Source organism: Synoicihabitans lomoniglobus (genome assembly GCF_029023725.1).
GTDB lineage: Bacteria > Verrucomicrobiota > Verrucomicrobiia > Opitutales > Opitutaceae > Actomonas > Actomonas lomonigloba.
In genome coordinates, this window is the sequence record NZ_CP119075.1 from 5,100,288 (window position 1) to 5,118,236 (window position 17,949).

A 17,949-nucleotide genomic window follows, 5' to 3' on the forward strand; every position below is an offset into this window, starting at 1 on the left:
TCAGGCCTTAATTGATTGGATTCGCCGGAAGCCTTTTGCGATTGGCCTGATTGAAAATAACAGCGTCAATGGGTTCGTGTCTTCGGATTCGTCACCCCTGCCCCTGCCCCCGCCCCGTCCGTATATCGCGCTGACGGTTGGTATGGTAGCGGGAGGCAGTGCGTTGTTGATGTTGGGGGTCGCGCCGCTCCTGGCGTCGAGCGGGGTGGCTCGTGGGATGATGGTCGGTGGAGGCGCCCTCGTGTGCGGGGTGGCGGCGGCGTGGGGCACACGACGGGTGCAGCGGCGTCTGCACGCCGAAGCGCTCGAGCTGCACGAGCGTCTCAACGCTCAGCAGACCCGTGTCGATGAAACGAGCGCCCAACTGCAACGGGCGAACGAGCGCGTCGCGGTTCTGGAACAGAAAGCCGAATTGCTCCGCGATCTGGAGTCGCGACTGCTTTCGCAGCAATCGACCTTTGTGCGTGGTCGCATGACGGCTGGGTTGGCCCACGGTTTTAACAACATGCTCGGGGGCATCATGGGTTATGCCAGCGCGGTGGAGGAAGTGCCGGATCTGTCGGTCACGGAGTTGCGGCATTATCTGTCGCAAATCAGTTCCTCCAGCCAGCGTGCGACCCTGCTTTGTCACCAGCTACTGGTCGCATCGAGTCGGCAATCGAGTGCCGATGACGTGGTGCACTTGGTGCGCTTTCGTCAGGAGGTATTGCCGTTGTTGGAGGCCTGTATTGGCAGCGGCGTGACGTTGAAGGTGGAGGTCGAGCACGGCCTGCCATCGGCTCGGGCGGATATTGCCGGGCTGCAGATGACCCTGGCCAATCTGGCTTTCAACGCGCTCGAGTCATTTACCGGTCGCACTGGTGAGATCAACCTCGCCGTCAGCAAGACATCGCTGGGCGTGGCGGAGAGTCGATCGCCGTTCGGGGCGAGCCCGGACGGGGGAGAATACCTGCGATTCACCCTGACCGATGATGGCTCGGGCATGGATGAGAGCGTGCGAGCCCGGGCGCTCGAACCGTTTTTCACCACTAAAGAAAATCATCTCGGTCTCGGCCTCACGGCGGTCGATCGCTGGGTCCGCTCGCGGCAGGGCGCGTTGGTGGTGCGACCGGGCCGGGAAAAAGGCACGGTGGTCGAACTGTATTTGCCGGCGGTGTTGTCGGTGTTTGGGGCCACGGATTCGCGTCCGGCGGTGGCGGGATTGTCGGAGACGGTGTCGACGGCGAAGTCGAACGGTTTGGAAGAACCGGGGGTGAACAAAATAAGGCGGGTGTTGGTCGTTGATGACGATCCGACCCTGCGCGAGTTTTCCACCATGTTGATGGAGCATGCGGGGCTCACCGTCTTCGTGGCGGACGGAGGACGAGAGGCGTTGAAGCTCCATGAAACGAAAGGTCCGTTCGATCTGGCCTTGGTGGATTACCAGATGCCCGGGCTGGACGGGGTGGAGACGATTGCGGCGATGCGGGCGTCGGGGGCGACGACTCGATTCGTGCTCATGTCGGGTTCACTGCCCAAGGAGATTCCCGATTTGGAGCAAGCGGGTGAGTTGTTGGATTTCTTACCCAAGCCCTTCACGCCTTCGATGATGCGTGAACTTCTGCTCAAGGTGTTCGGCGAAATGTCCGGGCGGCGTTGAAGGCGGGGCCCGCGACTATTCCGCGCTGAGGAGTTCGGGGCAGAAGTGCCATGCGACGCGCCAGCGCGGGAGTTTGGAGCGTCCATGCACTTTGTCCGAAAGCCGCAGGCAAATAATCGCGCTCTTCTTAACGTGAAAGCCGACGGGGTTGGCTTTACCTCGCACCAAAAGCGTCGCGAGTCCGCTCAAGTGGGGTTCATGGCCCACCAACGCGATGTCATGCACCGTCGGATACTCCGCCAGGCGACGAGCCATGATGAGCGGGTCATCGCCAGGGAGCAGGCCATCGGTTTCGACCAACGGCACGTCGAGCTCCAGGCCCGCCTCCAGAGCCACGGCCGTCTCATAGGCGCGAACGAGCGGGCTGTGCCAGAACTGACCGGGGCGCAGGTTGCCGTTGTGGCGAAAAAAGGACGCAACATGCGCGGTGGTTTGCCGGCCGCGTTCACTGAGGGGGCGAGCGGCATCGTTATCTCCGGCCGGGGCGTGGGCGTGGCGAATGAGATAAAGGCGCATGACGGTGTCGGGAGTTTGTCGCTACGGCTGGTCGTCGATATCGAGCAACTTGCGCACATCCTGCAGCAGCGTGCTCAAAGCGAAAGGTTTGGGCAGGATCGATTGGTGACTTCCGCTCAACCACGGCAAGGCGGAGGCGTCGTCGCGGTTGGGAGTGCAGAGCACCCTCAGGCCACGGTGATTTTCGTGCAGCGTTTTGATCATACGCTCCATCTCGCCGGACGATTCGGTGTGGTCGGCGATGATCAAGTGCACGGTGGTTTGGCGGTGTTTCACCCCCACAATCGCGGTGGCGGCCGAGGGCGCGTCCATGACGTCGTAACCGTCGGCGGTGAAAATGCCGGCGATCATTTTGCGCACGACATGATCGGCTTCGACGATCAACAGGGTTTCGCGTCCGCGCGTGACCGGCAGCGGGGCCAGTGAACCGATTGCGGGTGACGCATCCTCTTCGCTGCGGGGGAGAAAAATTTCGAACGTCGTTCCCACGCCCTGTTTGCTGCGCACAAAAATGTGACCGCCGCTTTGTCGCACGATGCCGTAGACGAGCGCGAGCCCGAGTCCGGTGCCGACCCCGGCTTCCTTGGTGGTGAAAAACGGTTCAAACAGCACGGTCTGCGTCGCTTCGTCCATGCCGCAGCCGTTGTCGTTGACCGTGAGCACGACGTAGTTGCCCGGTTGCATGTCGGTGATGCGTCGGTTGAGGGCGGGCGCCACGGTGCGATTTTCGGTGGTGACGATGATGCGGCCGCCGGCCGGCGTGGCGTCGCGGGCGTTGATGACCAGATTGAGCAGCACCTGCTGCATCTGAGTCGGATCGACGCGAATGTTGCCGACCTCCTCTGCCAGCGAGAGTTCGAACGAGCGCTCGTCACCCAGCAGACGGGAAAGAATGTCCGTGTTTTCGCGAACGAGCCGATTGGGGCTGATCACGCGCGGATCGAGCGCCTGTCGGCGGCCAAAGGCCAGCAGTTGTCGCACAAGCGCCGACGCCTGGTGGCCGGCTTGGTGGATTTCTTGAATCTCGCGCTGGGCTTTCTCGTTCTCTCCAACGGTTTGGTGGAGAATCTCGCAGTAGCCGTTGATGACCGAGAGCAGGTTGTTGAAGTCGTGGGCGACGCCCCCGGCGAGACGTCCGACGGCATCGAGGCGCTGGGAGTGGACCAACGCATCCTGGAGGCGGCGGTTGGCCGTCATGTCGCGGTAGGTGATGATCACGTGCGCCCGGCGGCCGTGTTCGTCCGCCAGCCAGCTGAAGGTCCAGGCGACGAAGACCGCCTTGCCCGCCTTGGTGTGCAGAAACCCTTCGTCGCTATGCGTCTCGGGCTGCTCGGTGGCGGAGTGCCAGTGGCGTTGGGCCTTCACGTCCGAACGCTCGACATGCAGTTTGGCGTGACCTTGGCCGATCAATTCGGTGGCGGTGTATCCGGAAATCTGACACAACGCATCGTTCACGTGCTCGATCCGGAAACCGGCGGGCCCGAAATCGGGCGCGGCGATCAACACGCCTTCGCTGAGCGATTGAAAGACCCCGGCGAGGAGGGCGGCGTCGGGCGGGGAGGAATCGGACGGTAGCGGGTTGGTCACGGCGCGAGGCGTTCAATCACCCAGTCCTGATCCGCGCGACGGTAACGGAGACGATCATGGAGCCGATTGCGACGACCTTGCCAGAAATCGACGGTCGCCGGGTTGAGGCAGTATCCGCCCCAATGTGGTGGCGTGGGCACGGGTTGACCGGCGTAACGGGACTCCACCGCCCGCAGGTTGTCTTCCAATGTCTTTCGGCTGGGAACGACGGTGCTCTGTGGCGAGGCCCAAGCCCCGAACTGGCTGCCGAGGGGGCGGCTTTGAAAGTAGGCGTCCGTCTCTTCCCGCGAGATCTTGGTGACCGTGCCGGTGGCGATGACCTGGCGCTCGAGGGCCAGCCACGGGAAGAGCAACGTCGCCCGAGGGGTCGTCGTGAGGTCCCGGCCCTTGGCGCTTTCGTAGTTGGTAAAGAATACGAAACCCCGACCGTCGACACTCTTGAGCAGCATGGTGCGAGCGCGGGGCGTGCCGTCGCTGTCGACGGTGGCCAGGGTCATGGCGTTGGGTTCGATGACGTTGGCGGCCTCGGCCTCCTGGAACCATTTATCGAACTGGCGAAACGGATCGCGCGCGAGGTCAGCCTCGGCGAGTCCGGCAAGAGAGTAGTCTTTGCGAAGTGATGCCAGTGATGCCATGATGGTGTCGGAAGTTTGCCCCGGAGAGTCGAGGGCTGTCAAAAGACAACTCAGAGCGGAGAAGGTTGCTAAATTGATTTGGTTTGAGGCGGACAATGTCGCACCTTGCCGCATTCATGACCGAGCCCACGCCCGCCCACTACATTGAACAGCACCGTTCGGAATTGTTGGATTTGCTCGCGACTTTGGTGCGGTTCGACACCACGAACCCGCCCGGGACCAACTACGATGCCATCACCCAGCACTTGGTCGCGGAGATGCAGCGGGCGGGGTTGACCGCGGAGCGTTTGCCGATCCCGCGGGCGGCGTTGGAGACGGCGTTGCCGCAGGATCAGTGGGATTTCCCCCGTTTTAACGTGGTGGGGCGGCGTGAAGTGGCGGGCGCCACCAAAACGATTCACTTCAATGCCCACTACGATGTGGTGCCGGTCTCGGGCCGGTGGAGGCACGGCGACCCGTTCAGCGGCACTGTCGACGACGAAGCGATCTACGGCCGCGGCACCGCCGACATGAAGGGTTCCATCGCCTCCCTGCTGATGGCGCTGCGGGCGTTGCAAGAGACGGGCGTCGAGCCGGCGGTCAATATCGAGGTTTCGTTCACGGCCGATGAGGAGACAGATTCCGTGCTGGGGGCGGATTGGTTGGTGCATCACGCGAAGATAGCGCCCGATTATGTCGTCGTCATGGAAGGCGGCGAGGGGCGGCATGTCTGTTGCGGCCACAACGGGGTGACGTGGTTGCGCGTGGTGGTGCATGGCAAGGCCGCCCACGGTTCGCAGCCCGAACACGGTATCAATGCGCTCGAAAAAATGTCCGCGCTCGTGCTGGCCCTGGAGGGGCACAAACATGATCTGGCTACACGCACCTTCACCACGCCCAACGGCACGGTGATGCGGCCGACGCTCAACGTGGGCGGCGTCTTTGGTGCCGGGCCGGGGGGCAAGATCAACACGGTGCCGGCGGAGGCCCATTTCACGATCGACCGGCGGGTGTTGGCGACCGAAACCGTGGACGCCGCCGAGGCCGAATTGCGCGCAGTGCTCGACCGCACGGCCGCGTCGATCCCCGACTGCCGCATCACGATTGAAAAAATTTCCGAGAACCACGCGTGTTTTAATCCCCCGGACAATCCGTTTTTTAAGGCGATGGCCGAGAGCGTGACGAAAGTGCGGGGGGAGACAGCCGAATTCAGTGTTTCGACCGGTTTCAACGACATGCATTTCTTCTCGCATCACTTCCAGGTGCCGACGCTGGGCTACGGCCCGGGAGGCGACCAAATCCACGCCGTGGATGAACACGCCCGCGTGCGTGACCTGATGGATTCGGCCGGAATCTATGCGGATCTGTTGGTAAAGTTTGCGGGCTAGCCGGTCGGGAAATCTTTCGCGGGTTCATTATCCTTTCTCGATCACTCGTTTCCGACGTGGGCGGGTGTGGCGAAGAGGAGATCGGCTTGCACCGTTCGCGGCGGTGCGCCTTGTTCGCAGAATCGTGTCGACCCCGCTCCTCTACGAATCCCACTGCCACACCCCTCTCTGTCACCATGCGGAGGGTGACCCGGTGGAATATGCGGCGGCGGCGGAACAGGCGGGACTGAAGGGGATCATTTTCACCTGCCATTGCCCGTTGCCGGATGGGCTGAGCGCCTCGGTGCGGATGAATCCGCTGCAATACGAGCTCTACCATCGCATGATAGCGGAGGCTCGCGAACAGTTTGCCGGTCGCCTCGATGTGCGAGTGGGATTGGAGAGCGATTACCTGCCGGGAATCGAGCCGTGGTTGGAGAATCTACATGGTCGGCGCCCGCTGAACCACGTGCTCGGGTCGGTGCACCCGCAGCTCGGAGACTATCGCAACCGGTTCTACCACGGCGACGACTTTGCTTTTCAACAGACTTACTTTCAACACGTGGCCGAAGCCGCCGAGACGGGACTCTTCGATACCATGGCGCATCCCGACCTGGTTAAAAACATGCCCCCACAGTCCTGGGATTTTGACCGCATCCAGCCCGATATCGCCCGCATGCTCGATCGCGTCGCGGCAACGGGAGTGGCCATGGAACTCAACACCAGTGGGGTGAACAAAGCCCTGCCGGAAATGAACCCCGGCACTGCGATGCTGACCATGATGCACGAACGCGGCATCCCGGTGGTGATCGGTGCCGACGCGCACGTGCCTCACCGCGTGGCCGATGGCTATCGCGAGGCGTTGCAGACGCTGCAGGCGGTGGGTTACGAAAACGTGCACGTGTTCTTGGAGCGCGAACCCCACGCCATTGCCATCGACGCGGCGTTGGCTTCCCTGGCTTGAACTCGCGGATTGTGATGCGCTGGGACCATATCGAATTGTTGGTGCCCGACCGTGCCGCCGCCTTGGCGTGGTATCGCGAGTGGTTCGATTTCGTTCCGATTCCCCAGCCGGACGAGTGGGCCAAGAATGGACCGATCATGGTTTCCCCGGATGGCGGCGATACGAAATTGGCGCTGTTCACCGGTGAGCCACAAGCCGCGGCCGAGGAGCGCGGCTGGCGTCGGGTGGCGTTTCGCGTCACCGCCGGCGAGTTTGCCGCCTTTGCTCGTCGCTATCGTGCGTCGGGCCAAACCTTGCAAGGGCCGGTCGACCATCAAACGGCGTGGTCGGTGTATTTGAGCGACCCTTGGGGCAATGCGCTTGAGGTCACGACCTACGATTACGCCGCCGGGGCTTTAACCGTATCCGAACTTTCATGACCGCGGCCGTCGAACACCCATTGAACCTGCTCGGACTCACCCGCGACGAACTCACGGCGCTGGTCGAAACCTGGGGGTTCAAGCCTCTGCACACCGGCAAAATCTGGCGTCACCTCTATCAGGAGCGGCGCACTGACTGGGATGCTATTTCAAGTCTGCCGCGGGACCTGGCCTCCCGCCTGACACGCGAGACCGTGGCCACCTTGCTGCCCATCGCCCGCGAGACCCACTCGAGCGATGCCTTTACGCGCAAATATCTGCTCGCTCTTGCCGACCAGCGACAGATCGAGACGGTGCTCATGCGCTACTCCGGCCGGGTCACGGCGTGCATCAGTTCGCAGGCCGGTTGTGCAATGGGCTGTGTGTTTTGCGCCACGGGACAGATGGGATTCAAGCGCCACCTCACCACGGCGGAAATCGTGGCGCAGGCGCTCCATGTCGACGCCGTATTGCGCGCCACCATCGCGGATGATCCCGCTCTGGCCGAGGGCGATCACGACTCGCCCCATCACCGTCATGAGCGGCTGCGCAACATCGTGCTCATGGGCATGGGTGAGCCGCTGCACAACTACGATGCCGTGATCAAGGCGACGCAGATTCTGCGTGATCCCGCCGGCCTCGCGCTGGGGGCCAAAAAAATCACGCTGAGCACGGTCGGCGTCGTGCCCGGGATCATCCGTCTTGCGGATGAGCGTCAGCCCATTCACCTCGCGGTGTCCTTGCACGCCGCCACCCAGGAAGGGCGCGCGGCCCTCGTGCCGGCGGCGAAGAAGTGGACGCTCGACATGCTCATGGACGCGTGCCGCTACTACGTCGAAAAAATGGATCGGCGCATCTTCTTCGAGTGGACGCTGATTGAAGGACAAAACGATCGTCCCGAAGATGCGCACGCCGTGGGCCGGTTGCTTCAGAACATTCCCGGTCAGGTGAATCTCATTCCGCTGAATCCAACAAACGGATACGGAGGCGCGCCGAGCGACAATGTCGCGGCGAAACGCTTTCAAGCCATCCTCGCTGAATACGGCCTGCCGAGCACCGTCCGTCAGCGTCGCGGCATCGACATCGGAGCCGGTTGCGGCCAGCTCGCCTCGGCCTCGGGTTAACCGGAGCAAGCCCAACGATCCCTCGCTCCCGCCTCAATGTTCGTATTACGAACATTGGGGCGGATGGCCCGGTTTCGGGGATCAGGTCGGTTAGGGTTTGGGGAATCGCGAACGCAGTTCGCGGACGGCGTCTCGGCCGATCCAGCGGGCGCTCGGCGATGGGCTGGCGGCGAGTTCTTCGGCGAGTTGCAGGGCGGCGGCGTGGAGCGGAGGAGACCGGCGTTTGCCGATTTGGCGCAGGGCCCAGTTGACGGCTTTTTTCACGAAATTGCGTTCGTCGGTGGCGGCGGTGGCGATGAGAGGCAGGAAATCGAGGAATGTTTGGTCGGGCTCTTTCTTGGCGTGAACCCCCAGAGTGGCCAGCAGAGCAAAGGCGGCGCGGCGTTCGAATTCGGGCTCACGGTTGGACCAGGCTCGAACGCGACCGAACGCGTGAGGCGTGTGGCGGAAGACGTTCATGCATGTCTGATCACACACATCCCAGCTGTCGAAGCCCGTGATCCAGCTGTCCATGAGTTTGGGCGTGAACTGACTGGGATCGGCAGTGAGGGCGGCGAGGATGCGTGCTTCGTGGACCGGTTGTTCCCATAGGGCGAGGGCCAGCGGTTGGTTGCGGCGGTGCGCTTTGGCGAGACCCCGTAGTAGGGGCATGGAGCAGCCCAACTGTTCATCGGAGGTGCGAATGCCGAAGCGTTGTTGGCCGGCAACGTTGCGCGGGTCGCCGGCGGCGCGGAGTTCGGCGATGAGCGCGGTGGCGAGTCGAACGTTAGCGGGGGTCGTTGGCATGTCCGGACTTTTTTTGTTCTTCTTTCTCTTCACTCTCTTCCCGCTGGAAAGGATGGGTTTCGTTCAGTGGCGATAAGGAAAAGAGGAAAGAGAAAGACTAAAGATCACCGCGTCGGCGCACGGCGCTGGGTAGGCTGCGAGCTTGCTCGCGCTTTCTCCTCGGAGCGCCTGCGAGCAGGCTGCCTACATGGTTGGCAATGGGAGGTTAACTCAGGCACGACCTAACGGAGGCGGCGTTGGCGCACGGCGCTGGCGAGGTTGGCGAGGACGGGCAGAGTTTGTTCCCAGCTCAGGCAGGCGTCGGTGATGCTACGACCGTAGACGAGAGGATCGGTGTCGATGGGCTGCGCGCCTCCGACGAGATGGCTTTCCAACATGACGGCGGCGATGCCGGGTTCGCCGCCGGAAATCTGTTGCGCCAAATCGGTGGCCACCGCCGGTTGCTTCGACGGGTCTTTGCGGCTGTTGGCATGGCTGCAATCGACCATCACATACGGTGGCAGCTGGTGTTGCTGCAGGGCGGTGGTGGCGGCTGCAATATGGGACGCGGCGTAGTTGGGACCGTCCGTTCCGCCGCGCAGCACCAGGTGAGTATCGAGGTTGCCGGCGGTGCCCATGATGGCGGGCGCACCTTCGCGGGTGAGGGTGGGAAACCAATGGGGTTTGGCGGCGGACCGGATGGCGTCGATCGCGACCTGGAGGTTGCCGTCGGTGCGGTTTTTGAAACCGACGGGCATGGATAATCCGGAGGCGAGTTCGCGGTGCACCTGGCTTTCCACGGTGCGTGCACCAATTGCTCCCCAGCTGATCGCGTCCGCGTAGTATTGGCCGAGGGTGGTGTCCAAAAACTCCGTGGCGATGGGGAGGCCAAGGGCGGAGATATCCACCAGGAGTTGGCGGGCGAGGCGCAGCCCCTGAGTGATGTTGTAGGAGTTGTCGCGGTCGGGGTCGTTGATCAGGCCCTTCCAACCGACGACGGTGCGGGGTTTCTCGAAGTAGACGCGCATCACGATCAGCAGGTCGTCGGCGTATCGCGAGGCGACGGTGCGGAGGTTGTTCGCGTAGTCGAGGGCGGCGGCGGGATCGTGGATGGAGCAGGGCCCCGTGATGACGAGTAGGCGATCATCCTCCCCGCGCATGATGGCGGCTATGTCGCGGCGGGCGGCGGCGACGTGTTCCGTGGATTTTTCGTCGAGCGGGATGTCGTCGGCGAGCACGCCGGGCGCGATCAGGGGTTTGATGGCGCGAATGCGCAGGTCGGCGGTCTGGGACATGGGGCCGAGAAACTGAAACGCCGCCACGCGGTTGGCAAGACGTCGGAGGTGGTTCGGTTCGGGGCTGTTCCCAAACACACCCTTAGTCTGCAGGCGGAGACTTGGAGTCGGGTTTGGATTTGGACTTGGAACGGGAGCGCTGCCCGCGGTCCTTGGGCCAACGCAATTCCGGAGGGTATTGGATGCGTCGGATGCGCCAGGCGGTGATGGCCATGGCAAGGCAGATCGCCGCGGCGATGAGTCCAAGAGTTAGCAGGAAATCGTTCAAGAGGCAGGGGAGCCAAAGGAAGGAGGGGGAGCGAAAGCGGTTTTGACGTGACGCAGGTTCATGCTAATGGCCAGCCCAATGCCGTGGCAATCCCCCTGAAGAGGGCGGGGCGTCAACCTGCCGATGGCAGGGATGGTGATTGTTGCCCATTTCAAAGGGGAGCGCTTCGAATGATTTTGATGTAAGGAATGCCCGGTTCTTCGCGTTTCATATCCCATGAGCATCACGTCGCCCCTTGCTGATTCGGCCCCTGTCACGACCACTGAAAGCGCCTCGCCACTGCGGACGCGGGGGAGTTTGTTGTTTCGGCTCCGCGATTGGCGGGACATGGCGACGTGGCGGGAGTTCTACGGACTGTATCGGAATTACGTGTATCGCGTCGCTCGGGGGGCCGGGCTGACCCATCATGAAGCCGAGGATTTGATCCATGATGTTTTCCAGCGGGTGGCTGAAAAGATCGGTGATTTTGAGCATCGCGAGCAGCGCGGATCGTTTCGTCGTTGGCTCGGCAACCAAACGCGTTGGCGGATCGCGGATAAGTTGCGCGAGCGACGTCGCGTGCCGGGAATCGGCGGCGATTCGTCGCCGCCGTTTAGTGGTGGAGATGGGGCGACCTCGACCGGCACGCCGCTGTTGGATCGTATCCCGGCGGCCGGAATCAACGAAGACGAGCATTGGGACCGGGAGTGGCAGAAGCAGCTGCTCGAATCCGCGATGACCCGACTGGGCCGCAAGGTGTCGCCGCAGCATTTGCAGGTGTTTCAACTCCATCGCGAACGCGGTTGGAGTCTCGTGAAAGTTTCGCGCGAGCTGGGCGTGGGCCTGGCATCAGTCTACGCGATCAACAGTCGCCTGACGAAACAACTGAAAGCGGAAGTCGCCCGCCTGCGCACGCACATCAATTAAGCAGGCACGAATTTACGCGAAATAGGGTCGAGTCGCGGCACGTGACTCGCTACGGGTCGAGCCGTGACGACATCGTCGGACTCGACCCCGGTCCCTCCGCGCATCCCCGACTATGAGCTGTTAAGGCTGATCGGGGCAGGCAGCTACGGCGACGTGTGGATCGCCCGCACGGCGACAGGGGTATATCGGGCGGTCAAGGTGGTGTGGCGAAACCGGTTCGAGGACGAGGTGCCTTACGAGCGGGAGTTTCGGGGCCTGCGCGAGTTTGAACGCGTGTCTCTCGTGGGGCCGCGGCAGCTCGCCCTGCTGCACGTGGCGCGTCGCGATCAGGATGGGTTTTTCTACTACGTCATGGAATTGGCCGACGATGCGGCCACGGGAGCTGAGATCGATCCGGCGACCTACCGGCCGCTGACGTTACGCGAAGTGCGGCGCGAAGGAGAGTTGTCGGTCAAACGCGTGCTCGAACTCGGGGTGGAAATGGCGCGCGGGCTCGCGGTGTTGCACGAACACGGGTTGGTGCATCGCGACATTAAACCGTCCAACATCATCATGGTGAGCGGCGTGCCGAAGCTGGCCGACATCGGTCTCGTGGCTTCGGCCACGATGGCGCTGACGTTTGTCGGCACGGAGGGATTTGTTGCCCCCGAGGGACCGGGCGCGCCGGCGGCGGACGTCTATGCGATGGGCAAAGTGCTTTACGAGTTGGCGACGGGACTTGATCGCAACGAGTTCCCGCAGTTGCCCGAAGCGTTTTCGCAACGCGAAGATCGAATGGCGTTTCTTGAGCTCAATGCGGTAATCCTGCGCGCCTGCGAGCCCGACCTGAAACGGCGCCCCGAGGACGCTCGTGCGTTGCTCGACGACCTGTTGCTGGTGCAGGCTGGGAAGTCAGTCAGACGTCTTTGGGCGGCGGAGCGCGGCTTGGCGCGCGCGTTAAAAATGGTGGCAGTGCTGGCCGCCGTGGCGGCGGTGGCGGGAGCCGGCGCCTGGATCGCGTGGGACCGCGCCCAACAAGAAATGGCGCTGCGCGCCGAAGCCGAAGCCGAACGCGATGCGCTGGCGCGCAAGACGCAATATGCGGGTTTGTTGGCTCAAGCTTCACGGGCATTGGATAAGCATGTTTACGGAAGTTCCCGTCACTTGCTTGCACTGGCGGAACAAACTCGCAACAGCGTTGCAGCCGACTTCGAGTGGAGAGTTCTGCGACGTCGGGCAAACGGAGATGTCGCGCATTTTTACCGCGACCAGGGACCGGCCATCGTTCGGATTGAGCTTAGCGCGGATGAAGCCGCCCTGGCCGTTTTGGATACGACGGGTGTGATAACGGCATATTCCCCGCAGACGGGAGAGATCATGCGCCGGTTCGAATCAGCTTCAGACACGGCGGGTTTTTCCCACAATGGAGATTGGCTTTGGGGGGTGGATGGAGAGGCAAATCCCTGTCGTTGGAGCTGGGAAGGAGACTCGTTTGAATCCACGCCCGGTCCGGGATCGAATCTATGGGCTCTCGGGTTGGATCCTCGCGAACGTTGGTTGGGAGTGGAGCGAAGTTACCCTGGGCGTTTGCTCAGGTGGGATGGGACGCCAGGAGGAGAGTTGGAAGTGTTGAAAACATTGTTTCCGAATGGCGCGGCAACTGATTGGGAAGCCTTCAGGATTGCTGCTGGAAGTGATAATGAGGACTTGGCGATAGCGTGGCTGAGGGGGCAAGGCGGTGAGGCTGAGTTCGTGATGACCACCATGGTGGAAGGCATGTTGAAATGGAGCATTCCGCCAGTGCGTCCCGGTAGTATGGGTTGGATTGCAACCACCGGAAAGGAAACGAGACTTGAAGTGGTGGATGACCTATCCGGGAAGCGGGCGTGGTATAACCCTGTCACGAGCAAGTGGGACAAGTTTGACACCCTGTTACCGCCAAAAAGTGGCAGGCGGTGGTCTATCACGCACGATGCTGGCGTGGGCAGTGCTCGAGTGGTGGGGGCGGGGTTGTTAATGGATGAAGATGGTCATTCGCGGATTCTGTGGGGCCAAGCTGGGCTGCTGACTTCGGTGGCTGTTTCATCGGACGGAGTCCTGGCCTATTCCGGCAGTCAGGCGGGTGACGTGGTGAGGTGGAATCTCGGAGCGGGAATCGCGGAATCGCCTCGGATTTCGGCGGGACTGGCGAGCCTGAGATTGGCCTGGACGCGTGACTCCCGTTACTTGTTGGCACCTGATGAAAATGGGGTGAGGGGATTCGACCGCGGTTCCATGTCATCACAGTTTCAGTGGCCCGAGATGCGTTGGGCGGCAGGTTCTTTTCACGGGGTCGGATGGGGAGTATCAGCCGATGGTGCGGCCTTGGTGGGTATCGAAGAACTTACGGGCTTGGTTCAAGCAGAAATCGGTCGCGCCGAGACCACTATTGTCGCGGTGGCATTGGCGGCACGGACGGGTCGGGTGGTTCTGACGCGCGGTGATGGATCCATGTGGACTGGATCTGTCGAAACTCAAATCCGACGCGTCGTTGATACTGGCTACAGGTGGGCCCTAACGGTGGATGACGAAGGCACGCGCGTATGGTCTACCGGCAGGGATTTGCAGATTCATTGCCAAGACCTCGAAACGGGCGAGGAGTTGTGGGCGACGCCGATGCCGGTGGTTTCCTCGTCATTATGTCTTCTGCCGAGGTTTGGACAATTGGCCGTGGCGACGGTGAATGGAAATCTTCATATTTTGGACGCCCATTCCGGTGAGCGAAACGCAATCGTTCCCACTGGAACGGCGGCCGCGGAGGACGTGCGGACATCACCCGACGGTTCGCGACTTTTCGTCGCGGGCAACGACGGCGATATTCAGGTGCTGGAAGTGGGGTCATGGATTCACTTTGCCGCACTGGGCCTCCACTCTGGTCAGCCGACCCAGATGCTCGCGATCGCTCCTGATGGCCGCGCGCTGGCAGCGATCAGTAAGTCAGGCCATCTTGATATCTTGCAGTAAACGGAATTCTTGGAAGCGGAGATTCATGGATTTGAGGAACCTGCAGGAAAGGGAGGAGGAATATTGTCGTGACCAAGACTATGGGTATCTTCCCAAACGATCGGAGACGCAATTTTGCGATCCTTGAAGTTGACGGTAAAGGAGAGCAACTTGGCCGAGCTCCGAATGTAGCGCACCTCGGCCAGGTTGGTGTTTTGGGTCGATCCATCTACCCCGGTCTTGAAGATTTTGAAGGGAGGAACTAGTTTTACCCACTTCAGGGAACCACCGGAGAGATAACCAAGTTCGATAGTATCATTGGTGCCGAGCCCGGCGATTGCCGAAATTTCGGTGTCATGATTTATGCCCTGCAGGCCGATGTTAACCAAACTCCAGAAGGGGGTTTCAGCGTGGTGAGCATGGTATCGTGTCATGTCCATTAAAACTGAATACACGACCCCGGTCGGTGTCTTGTCGGGAGGAAGGGCGGTCCAGGTCACCATCAGGCCATTGGTATATTCATACATGGCTGAAGCTCGCACCATTTTAAGTTCTTCATGATCCGAGTGCGCGGAGACAATGTTGGCGGAAGAGATAAGCAGAGCGATGATTGCGAGACGCAAGCGGGGGTAGAGTGATATTAAGCCGTTCATGATTTTCGTGGATGGGTTTGAGGTAAAACGCGGCTCTTCTCCATTCCTGACAGATTTATAGCTCATGGATGAAGGGGTTGGCTCTCCACGTTCAGCGATCGGACGAACCGGCGGGAAACGGAGGTGGGATGTTGTCGTGGCCCGTGAATGCTTCAAGTCCTCCTCCTTTTGGCCACAACAAGGTTCCAGCCCGCTTCCGTTTCAGCGCAGTCACCGTCAGGCTGAAATCGCCCTTTGATTTGATGAACCAAACGTTGTCCTCTTTAAGGTCGCGAATAAAAAACCCTTGGCCGGTTTTTGGCACAATCGCATCATCGGCTTGCACCCATTTCGAAGTGGGACCTTCCGAGTGCTCACAGATTTGGACGTCTTCTCCCTTCACTTCGGAAAGTTTGACCGAGTGCTTTACGCCTTGAATCCCGAGCGTAAGTAAACTCAAAGGCTTCGGCTGATAGTCGTGAAACTCGATGTGAAACGAATACTGATCGCTCGAATCTTCGAGCAGTGTCCAATGGACGGTGATGTTGTCATTGTAGCTAAACGTGGCCGTTGCAGCGATGACGTTTAGGGTTTCATGTTCGAGCATGGTGGGGCGGGTTTAGGATGAAAGAGCTGACGTTTGGACGCGATCGTCGACGGTTGATTCGCAGCATGGTTCGTGCCTTTCAAGTGCGTGCTCGGCGGCGACCCAAAACAGGCCCAGAGTGGCGCAGCTACTGGGTTCTGGAATGGAGCTGGCACCAGTGAAAAGGTTGAATTTTGGCGAGGGGTAATGCTGTCAAAGCAGTCGGCCTTCTTTACAGCGAAAGATGTGTCGATAAGCGAGTTTAATGGTGGTTGTTCGAGGGTGAGCGTTTAGTCCCGTTCAATCAGCCAGTAGGATCTAATGTAGTATCTCGATTATGCGTTCGAAGGCTCCAAGTGGAGTCCAGGGAAGAGGTGGCGGGTATCGGTGGAATTTAGAATCTCGGAGGTCTCCAAACTACTGGCGCGTGGTTAATGGATTTCATATTTTTATGCGATGTTTCGTCGCTGACGACCAACTCTTCAATTGCCTCCGTTTGGTTGAAGAGCGGGCGGCCAAGGGGGTTGATCTCTTGTATGGCCACCAAGGAGGTGCTGAAGCGAAGAATGACTGGCGGGTTGGGGCGGAGCCCATCTCCAAGTTTCAGGGGAAGGCTGGCTTTTAACACGCGGTCTGCGCCGCGTTCCTGACAGAACTCACTCGGGATCTTATGAAAAGGCTGATGCGCTCCACTGCAGGTGGAGGCGCCCTTGTTTTTGAAGTCGCCTCCTGTCGCGATAGGGTTCCCTGCTGGAGTCCGCCCGCGAGCGTGCGACCTACGTTGGGAAACGCAATCGTCGGCGGTTTACCTTCCCGGACTGGGCTTGATTTCTACAGTCCGAGCCGTGCTCTCGCGGCAGCCACGAGTGGTGTGTCAGGCAGTCCGGGTAACTCGGTGTCGAGGGGGAGGCGTTGGCAGCGGTCGGCGATGGTGAGGCGGGCGAGGGCGGTGGTGTCGGTGTCGGGGGCGATTAGGTTGCCTGGCAGGGGCGCGAGTTGTTCGCGGGGGAGCACGCCTTTGTCGGCGAGGAAGGTCGAGACGGAGGCTCCGAGGGTGTCGATCCAGGCCGTGGGCTGTGCCGTGGGCGCGTAGGGGATGCCGTCGGTCGCTTTCCATTCAAAAAAGAATCGGATTTGCTGGTGCAGGTCGGCGAGAACCTGGTCGGCGGTGGCCGGGGTCCAGGTGGCTTCGAAGGCCTTGCGCTCGCGGAAGCCTTTGATCTCCCAGAGGCGAAGGCGGATCTGGTAGTCGCCGCCTTGTTCTTGCAGGGAGCCGGTCACGACGTAGTCGATCGTGGTGCCGCCGGCGGTGTCGATGAGTTGTCGAATGTTGTCGGTGGTCCACTCGTTGGGAAACAGGGCGTAGTGGGCCTGCTCTTTGATGCCGATGACGCCGACGGCGCTGTATTGGGCGGAAAAGAAAAGCGTCTCGGCCATCCACAGCGGGAAGCCGCGGGCAAAGCGCCCAATTGCTTCTTCGGGCTGAGCGGCGAGTTTTTCGTAGTCTTGAATGCCCGGGAGCGAGAGTTGGCCGAAGGCGATACGTTTGGTCTGGTCGGATTTGGCGGGCAAGAGGCCGTCGATTTGTTCGATGCCGTAGGCCCAGATGGGTTTGCTGATCGTGACGAGGTTGATGTGGGTGGAGCCGCTGCCGCCGGAGCGAGATTGGCGGCGATCAACCATGAGTTCGGCAATGGCGTTGGAGAAGCCCCAGAGGCGTTCCTCGAGTTCGGGTTTTTGCAGGGCAAAGAGCAGGTCGAGCACGTGCTGGGCGGACTCCGGACTGCGCATGGCAAGGTAGGCCTGCAGCAGATTGATTCCGGTGGCGGGGCCGTGGCGTTCGGCGTCGTAGCGCGGGGCGATCAGTTCCGGGATGGTGTCGATATGGCCGGTGGCACCGAGGTCTCCGGAGATCCGGGCGAGCACATCGGGGCGGTCACCGGCGGTGGAGTTGAGCACCTCGTCGTAGATTTCGCGGGCTCCGTCGAGGTTGCGGAGTTCGAGCTGCTCAAGGGCGGCTTCGAGTTTGGGGCCCACGGGCCCAATTTCGGGGGCGGGAGGGATTTCTGAATCGTCCGACTCGACCGGAGTCGGCGTCGGGTTCGCCGGAGCAGGCGAAGGTGGGGACTGGCGGGATGGTTTGCCGCGTAACCGATCGAAAAAACCCATCCCGTCGTTGAAGGGATGGGGAACGGTTTAGGCGAGCGGTTTCCGAAGTGGATTTACCCGTGGGACCACGTTTGGTGGGACCGAGCCACGGCGACTTTCATACGGGGCTGGCGGGCGTGATGGTCGTCGGCGAAAAGAACGTCGCGCGCGACGTTCTC

16 protein-coding genes are annotated in these 17,949 nt (G+C 61.2%); 7 read left to right on the plus strand and 9 right to left on the minus strand.

All coding sequences use genetic code 11. From position 1 onward, the window contains the following. The first annotated feature begins 76 nt into the window (after positions 1-76). Positions 77-1,639, plus strand: coding sequence for a response regulator (locus PXH66_RS19610; protein ID WP_330930811.1), 1,563 nt, complete (start codon positions 77-79; stop codon positions 1,637-1,639). Between the two features lie 15 nt (positions 1,640-1,654). On the opposite strand, the gene PXH66_RS19615 is transcribed toward PXH66_RS19610, so the two are convergent. Genes PXH66_RS19615 through pdxH form a run of 3 tightly spaced genes read right to left on the minus strand, consistent with a single transcriptional unit; the run spans position 1,655 to position 4,377 of the window. After that, on the minus strand, positions 1,655-2,155 hold the full coding sequence (locus PXH66_RS19615) for a SixA phosphatase family protein (RefSeq protein WP_330930810.1): 501 nt from the start codon (positions 2,153-2,155) through the stop codon (positions 1,655-1,657). 21 nt (positions 2,156-2,176) lie between these two features. After that, positions 2,177-3,742 carry an ATP-binding response regulator gene (locus PXH66_RS19620; RefSeq protein WP_330930809.1) on the minus strand — a complete coding sequence of 522 codons (1,566 nt, stop codon included), beginning with the start codon at positions 3,740-3,742 and terminating at the stop codon, positions 2,177-2,179. After that, entirely contained in the window at positions 3,739-4,377 is a 639-nt protein-coding gene (gene pdxH, locus PXH66_RS19625) for a pyridoxamine 5'-phosphate oxidase (protein WP_330930808.1), read from the minus strand. Before pdxH ends, PXH66_RS19620 begins: the two co-directional genes overlap by 4 nt. A gap of 116 nt (positions 4,378-4,493) precedes the next feature. Here pdxH and PXH66_RS19630 point away from each other — a divergent pair, with 116 nt between their 5' ends. The 4 genes from PXH66_RS19630 (at position 4,494) to rlmN (ending at position 8,209) form a co-directional block, all read left to right on the plus strand. After that, positions 4,494-5,744 carry a M20 family metallopeptidase gene (locus PXH66_RS19630; protein WP_330932123.1) on the plus strand — a complete coding sequence of 417 codons (1,251 nt, stop codon included), beginning with the start codon at positions 4,494-4,496 and terminating at the stop codon, positions 5,742-5,744. Between the two features lie 124 nt (positions 5,745-5,868). Beyond that, the gene (locus tag PXH66_RS19635) at positions 5,869-6,687 is read left to right on the plus strand and encodes a histidinol-phosphatase (RefSeq protein ID WP_330930806.1); all 819 of its coding nucleotides are present in this window, start codon (positions 5,869-5,871) and stop codon (positions 6,685-6,687) included. Further along, positions 6,684-7,106, plus strand: coding sequence for a VOC family protein (locus PXH66_RS19640; protein WP_330930805.1), 423 nt, complete (start codon positions 6,684-6,686; stop codon positions 7,104-7,106). Before PXH66_RS19635 ends, PXH66_RS19640 begins: the two co-directional genes overlap by 4 nt. Beyond that, complete coding sequence (rlmN, locus tag PXH66_RS19645; protein ID WP_330930804.1) at positions 7,103-8,209, plus strand: dual-specificity RNA methyltransferase RlmN; 1,107 nt, start codon at positions 7,103-7,105, stop codon at positions 8,207-8,209. Before PXH66_RS19640 ends, rlmN begins: the two co-directional genes overlap by 4 nt. A 90-nt stretch (positions 8,210-8,299) precedes the next feature. Here the strand turns inward: rlmN and PXH66_RS19650 are convergent, their stop codons facing one another. From PXH66_RS19650 to PXH66_RS19660, 3 genes are all read right to left on the minus strand, one after another. Continuing rightward, positions 8,300-8,995 carry a DNA alkylation repair protein gene (locus PXH66_RS19650; RefSeq protein ID WP_330930803.1) on the minus strand — a complete coding sequence of 232 codons (696 nt, stop codon included), beginning with the start codon at positions 8,993-8,995 and terminating at the stop codon, positions 8,300-8,302. A gap of 221 nt (positions 8,996-9,216) precedes the next feature. After that, entirely contained in the window at positions 9,217-10,269 is a 1,053-nt protein-coding gene (locus PXH66_RS19655) for a 3-deoxy-7-phosphoheptulonate synthase (RefSeq protein ID WP_330930802.1), read from the minus strand. Positions 10,270-10,351: 82 nt separating this feature from the next. Further along, positions 10,352-10,483 carry a hypothetical protein gene (locus tag PXH66_RS19660; protein WP_330932124.1) on the minus strand — a complete coding sequence of 44 codons (132 nt, stop codon included), beginning with the start codon at positions 10,481-10,483 and terminating at the stop codon, positions 10,352-10,354. A gap of 270 nt (positions 10,484-10,753) precedes the next feature. Between PXH66_RS19660 and PXH66_RS19665 the strand changes: the two genes are divergently transcribed. Together PXH66_RS19665 and PXH66_RS19670 are read left to right on the plus strand one after the other, a co-directional pair. Further along, positions 10,754-11,443, plus strand: a complete 690-nt coding sequence (locus tag PXH66_RS19665) for an RNA polymerase sigma factor (RefSeq protein WP_330930800.1) — start codon at positions 10,754-10,756, stop codon at positions 11,441-11,443. Positions 11,444-11,506: 63 nt separating this feature from the next. Then, on the plus strand, positions 11,507-14,425 hold the full coding sequence (locus tag PXH66_RS19670) for a WD40 repeat domain-containing serine/threonine protein kinase (protein WP_330930799.1): 2,919 nt from the start codon (positions 11,507-11,509) through the stop codon (positions 14,423-14,425). Positions 14,426-14,448: 23 nt separating this feature from the next. On the opposite strand, the gene PXH66_RS19675 is transcribed toward PXH66_RS19670, so the two are convergent. The 3 genes from PXH66_RS19675 to PXH66_RS19685 all read right to left on the minus strand — a co-directional run bounded on the left by PXH66_RS19675 (position 14,449) and on the right by PXH66_RS19685 (position 17,659). Continuing rightward, positions 14,449-15,123 carry a hypothetical protein gene (locus PXH66_RS19675; protein WP_330930798.1) on the minus strand — a complete coding sequence of 225 codons (675 nt, stop codon included), beginning with the start codon at positions 15,121-15,123 and terminating at the stop codon, positions 14,449-14,451. Positions 15,124-15,148: 25 nt separating this feature from the next. Continuing rightward, positions 15,149-15,643 carry a hypothetical protein gene (locus PXH66_RS19680; protein ID WP_330930797.1) on the minus strand — a complete coding sequence of 165 codons (495 nt, stop codon included), beginning with the start codon at positions 15,641-15,643 and terminating at the stop codon, positions 15,149-15,151. Between the two features lie 810 nt (positions 15,644-16,453). Continuing rightward, positions 16,454-17,659 carry a hypothetical protein gene (locus PXH66_RS19685; RefSeq protein ID WP_330930796.1) on the minus strand — a complete coding sequence of 402 codons (1,206 nt, stop codon included), beginning with the start codon at positions 17,657-17,659 and terminating at the stop codon, positions 16,454-16,456. Between the last annotated feature and the right edge of the window lie 290 nt (positions 17,660-17,949).

What these genes read in the sequence shown, in the direction of transcription:
- pdxH (WP_330930808.1), bottom strand. Translation starts at nt 4,377, where the DNA reads ATGGCATCACTGGCATCACTTCGCAAAGACTACTCTCTTGCCGGACTC.
- PXH66_RS19650 (WP_330930803.1), bottom strand. Translation starts at nt 8,995, where the DNA reads ATGCCAACGACCCCCGCTAACGTTCGACTCGCCACCGCGCTCATCGCC.
- PXH66_RS19665 (WP_330930800.1), top strand. Translation starts at nt 10,754, where the DNA reads ATGAGCATCACGTCGCCCCTTGCTGATTCGGCCCCTGTCACGACCACT.
- rlmN (WP_330930804.1), top strand. Translation starts at nt 7,103, where the DNA reads ATGACCGCGGCCGTCGAACACCCATTGAACCTGCTCGGACTCACCCGC.
- PXH66_RS19630 (WP_330932123.1), top strand. Translation starts at nt 4,494, where the DNA reads ATGACCGAGCCCACGCCCGCCCACTACATTGAACAGCACCGTTCGGAA.
- PXH66_RS19655 (WP_330930802.1), bottom strand. Translation starts at nt 10,269, where the DNA reads ATGTCCCAGACCGCCGACCTGCGCATTCGCGCCATCAAACCCCTGATC.
- PXH66_RS19615 (WP_330930810.1), bottom strand. Translation starts at nt 2,155, where the DNA reads ATGCGCCTTTATCTCATTCGCCACGCCCACGCCCCGGCCGGAGATAAC.
- PXH66_RS19660 (WP_330932124.1), bottom strand. Translation starts at nt 10,483, where the DNA reads ATGGCCATCACCGCCTGGCGCATCCGACGCATCCAATACCCTCCGGAA.
- PXH66_RS19675 (WP_330930798.1), bottom strand. Translation starts at nt 15,123, where the DNA reads ATGAGCTATAAATCTGTCAGGAATGGAGAAGAGCCGCGTTTTACCTCA.
- PXH66_RS19680 (WP_330930797.1), bottom strand. Translation starts at nt 15,643, where the DNA reads ATGCTCGAACATGAAACCCTAAACGTCATCGCTGCAACGGCCACGTTT.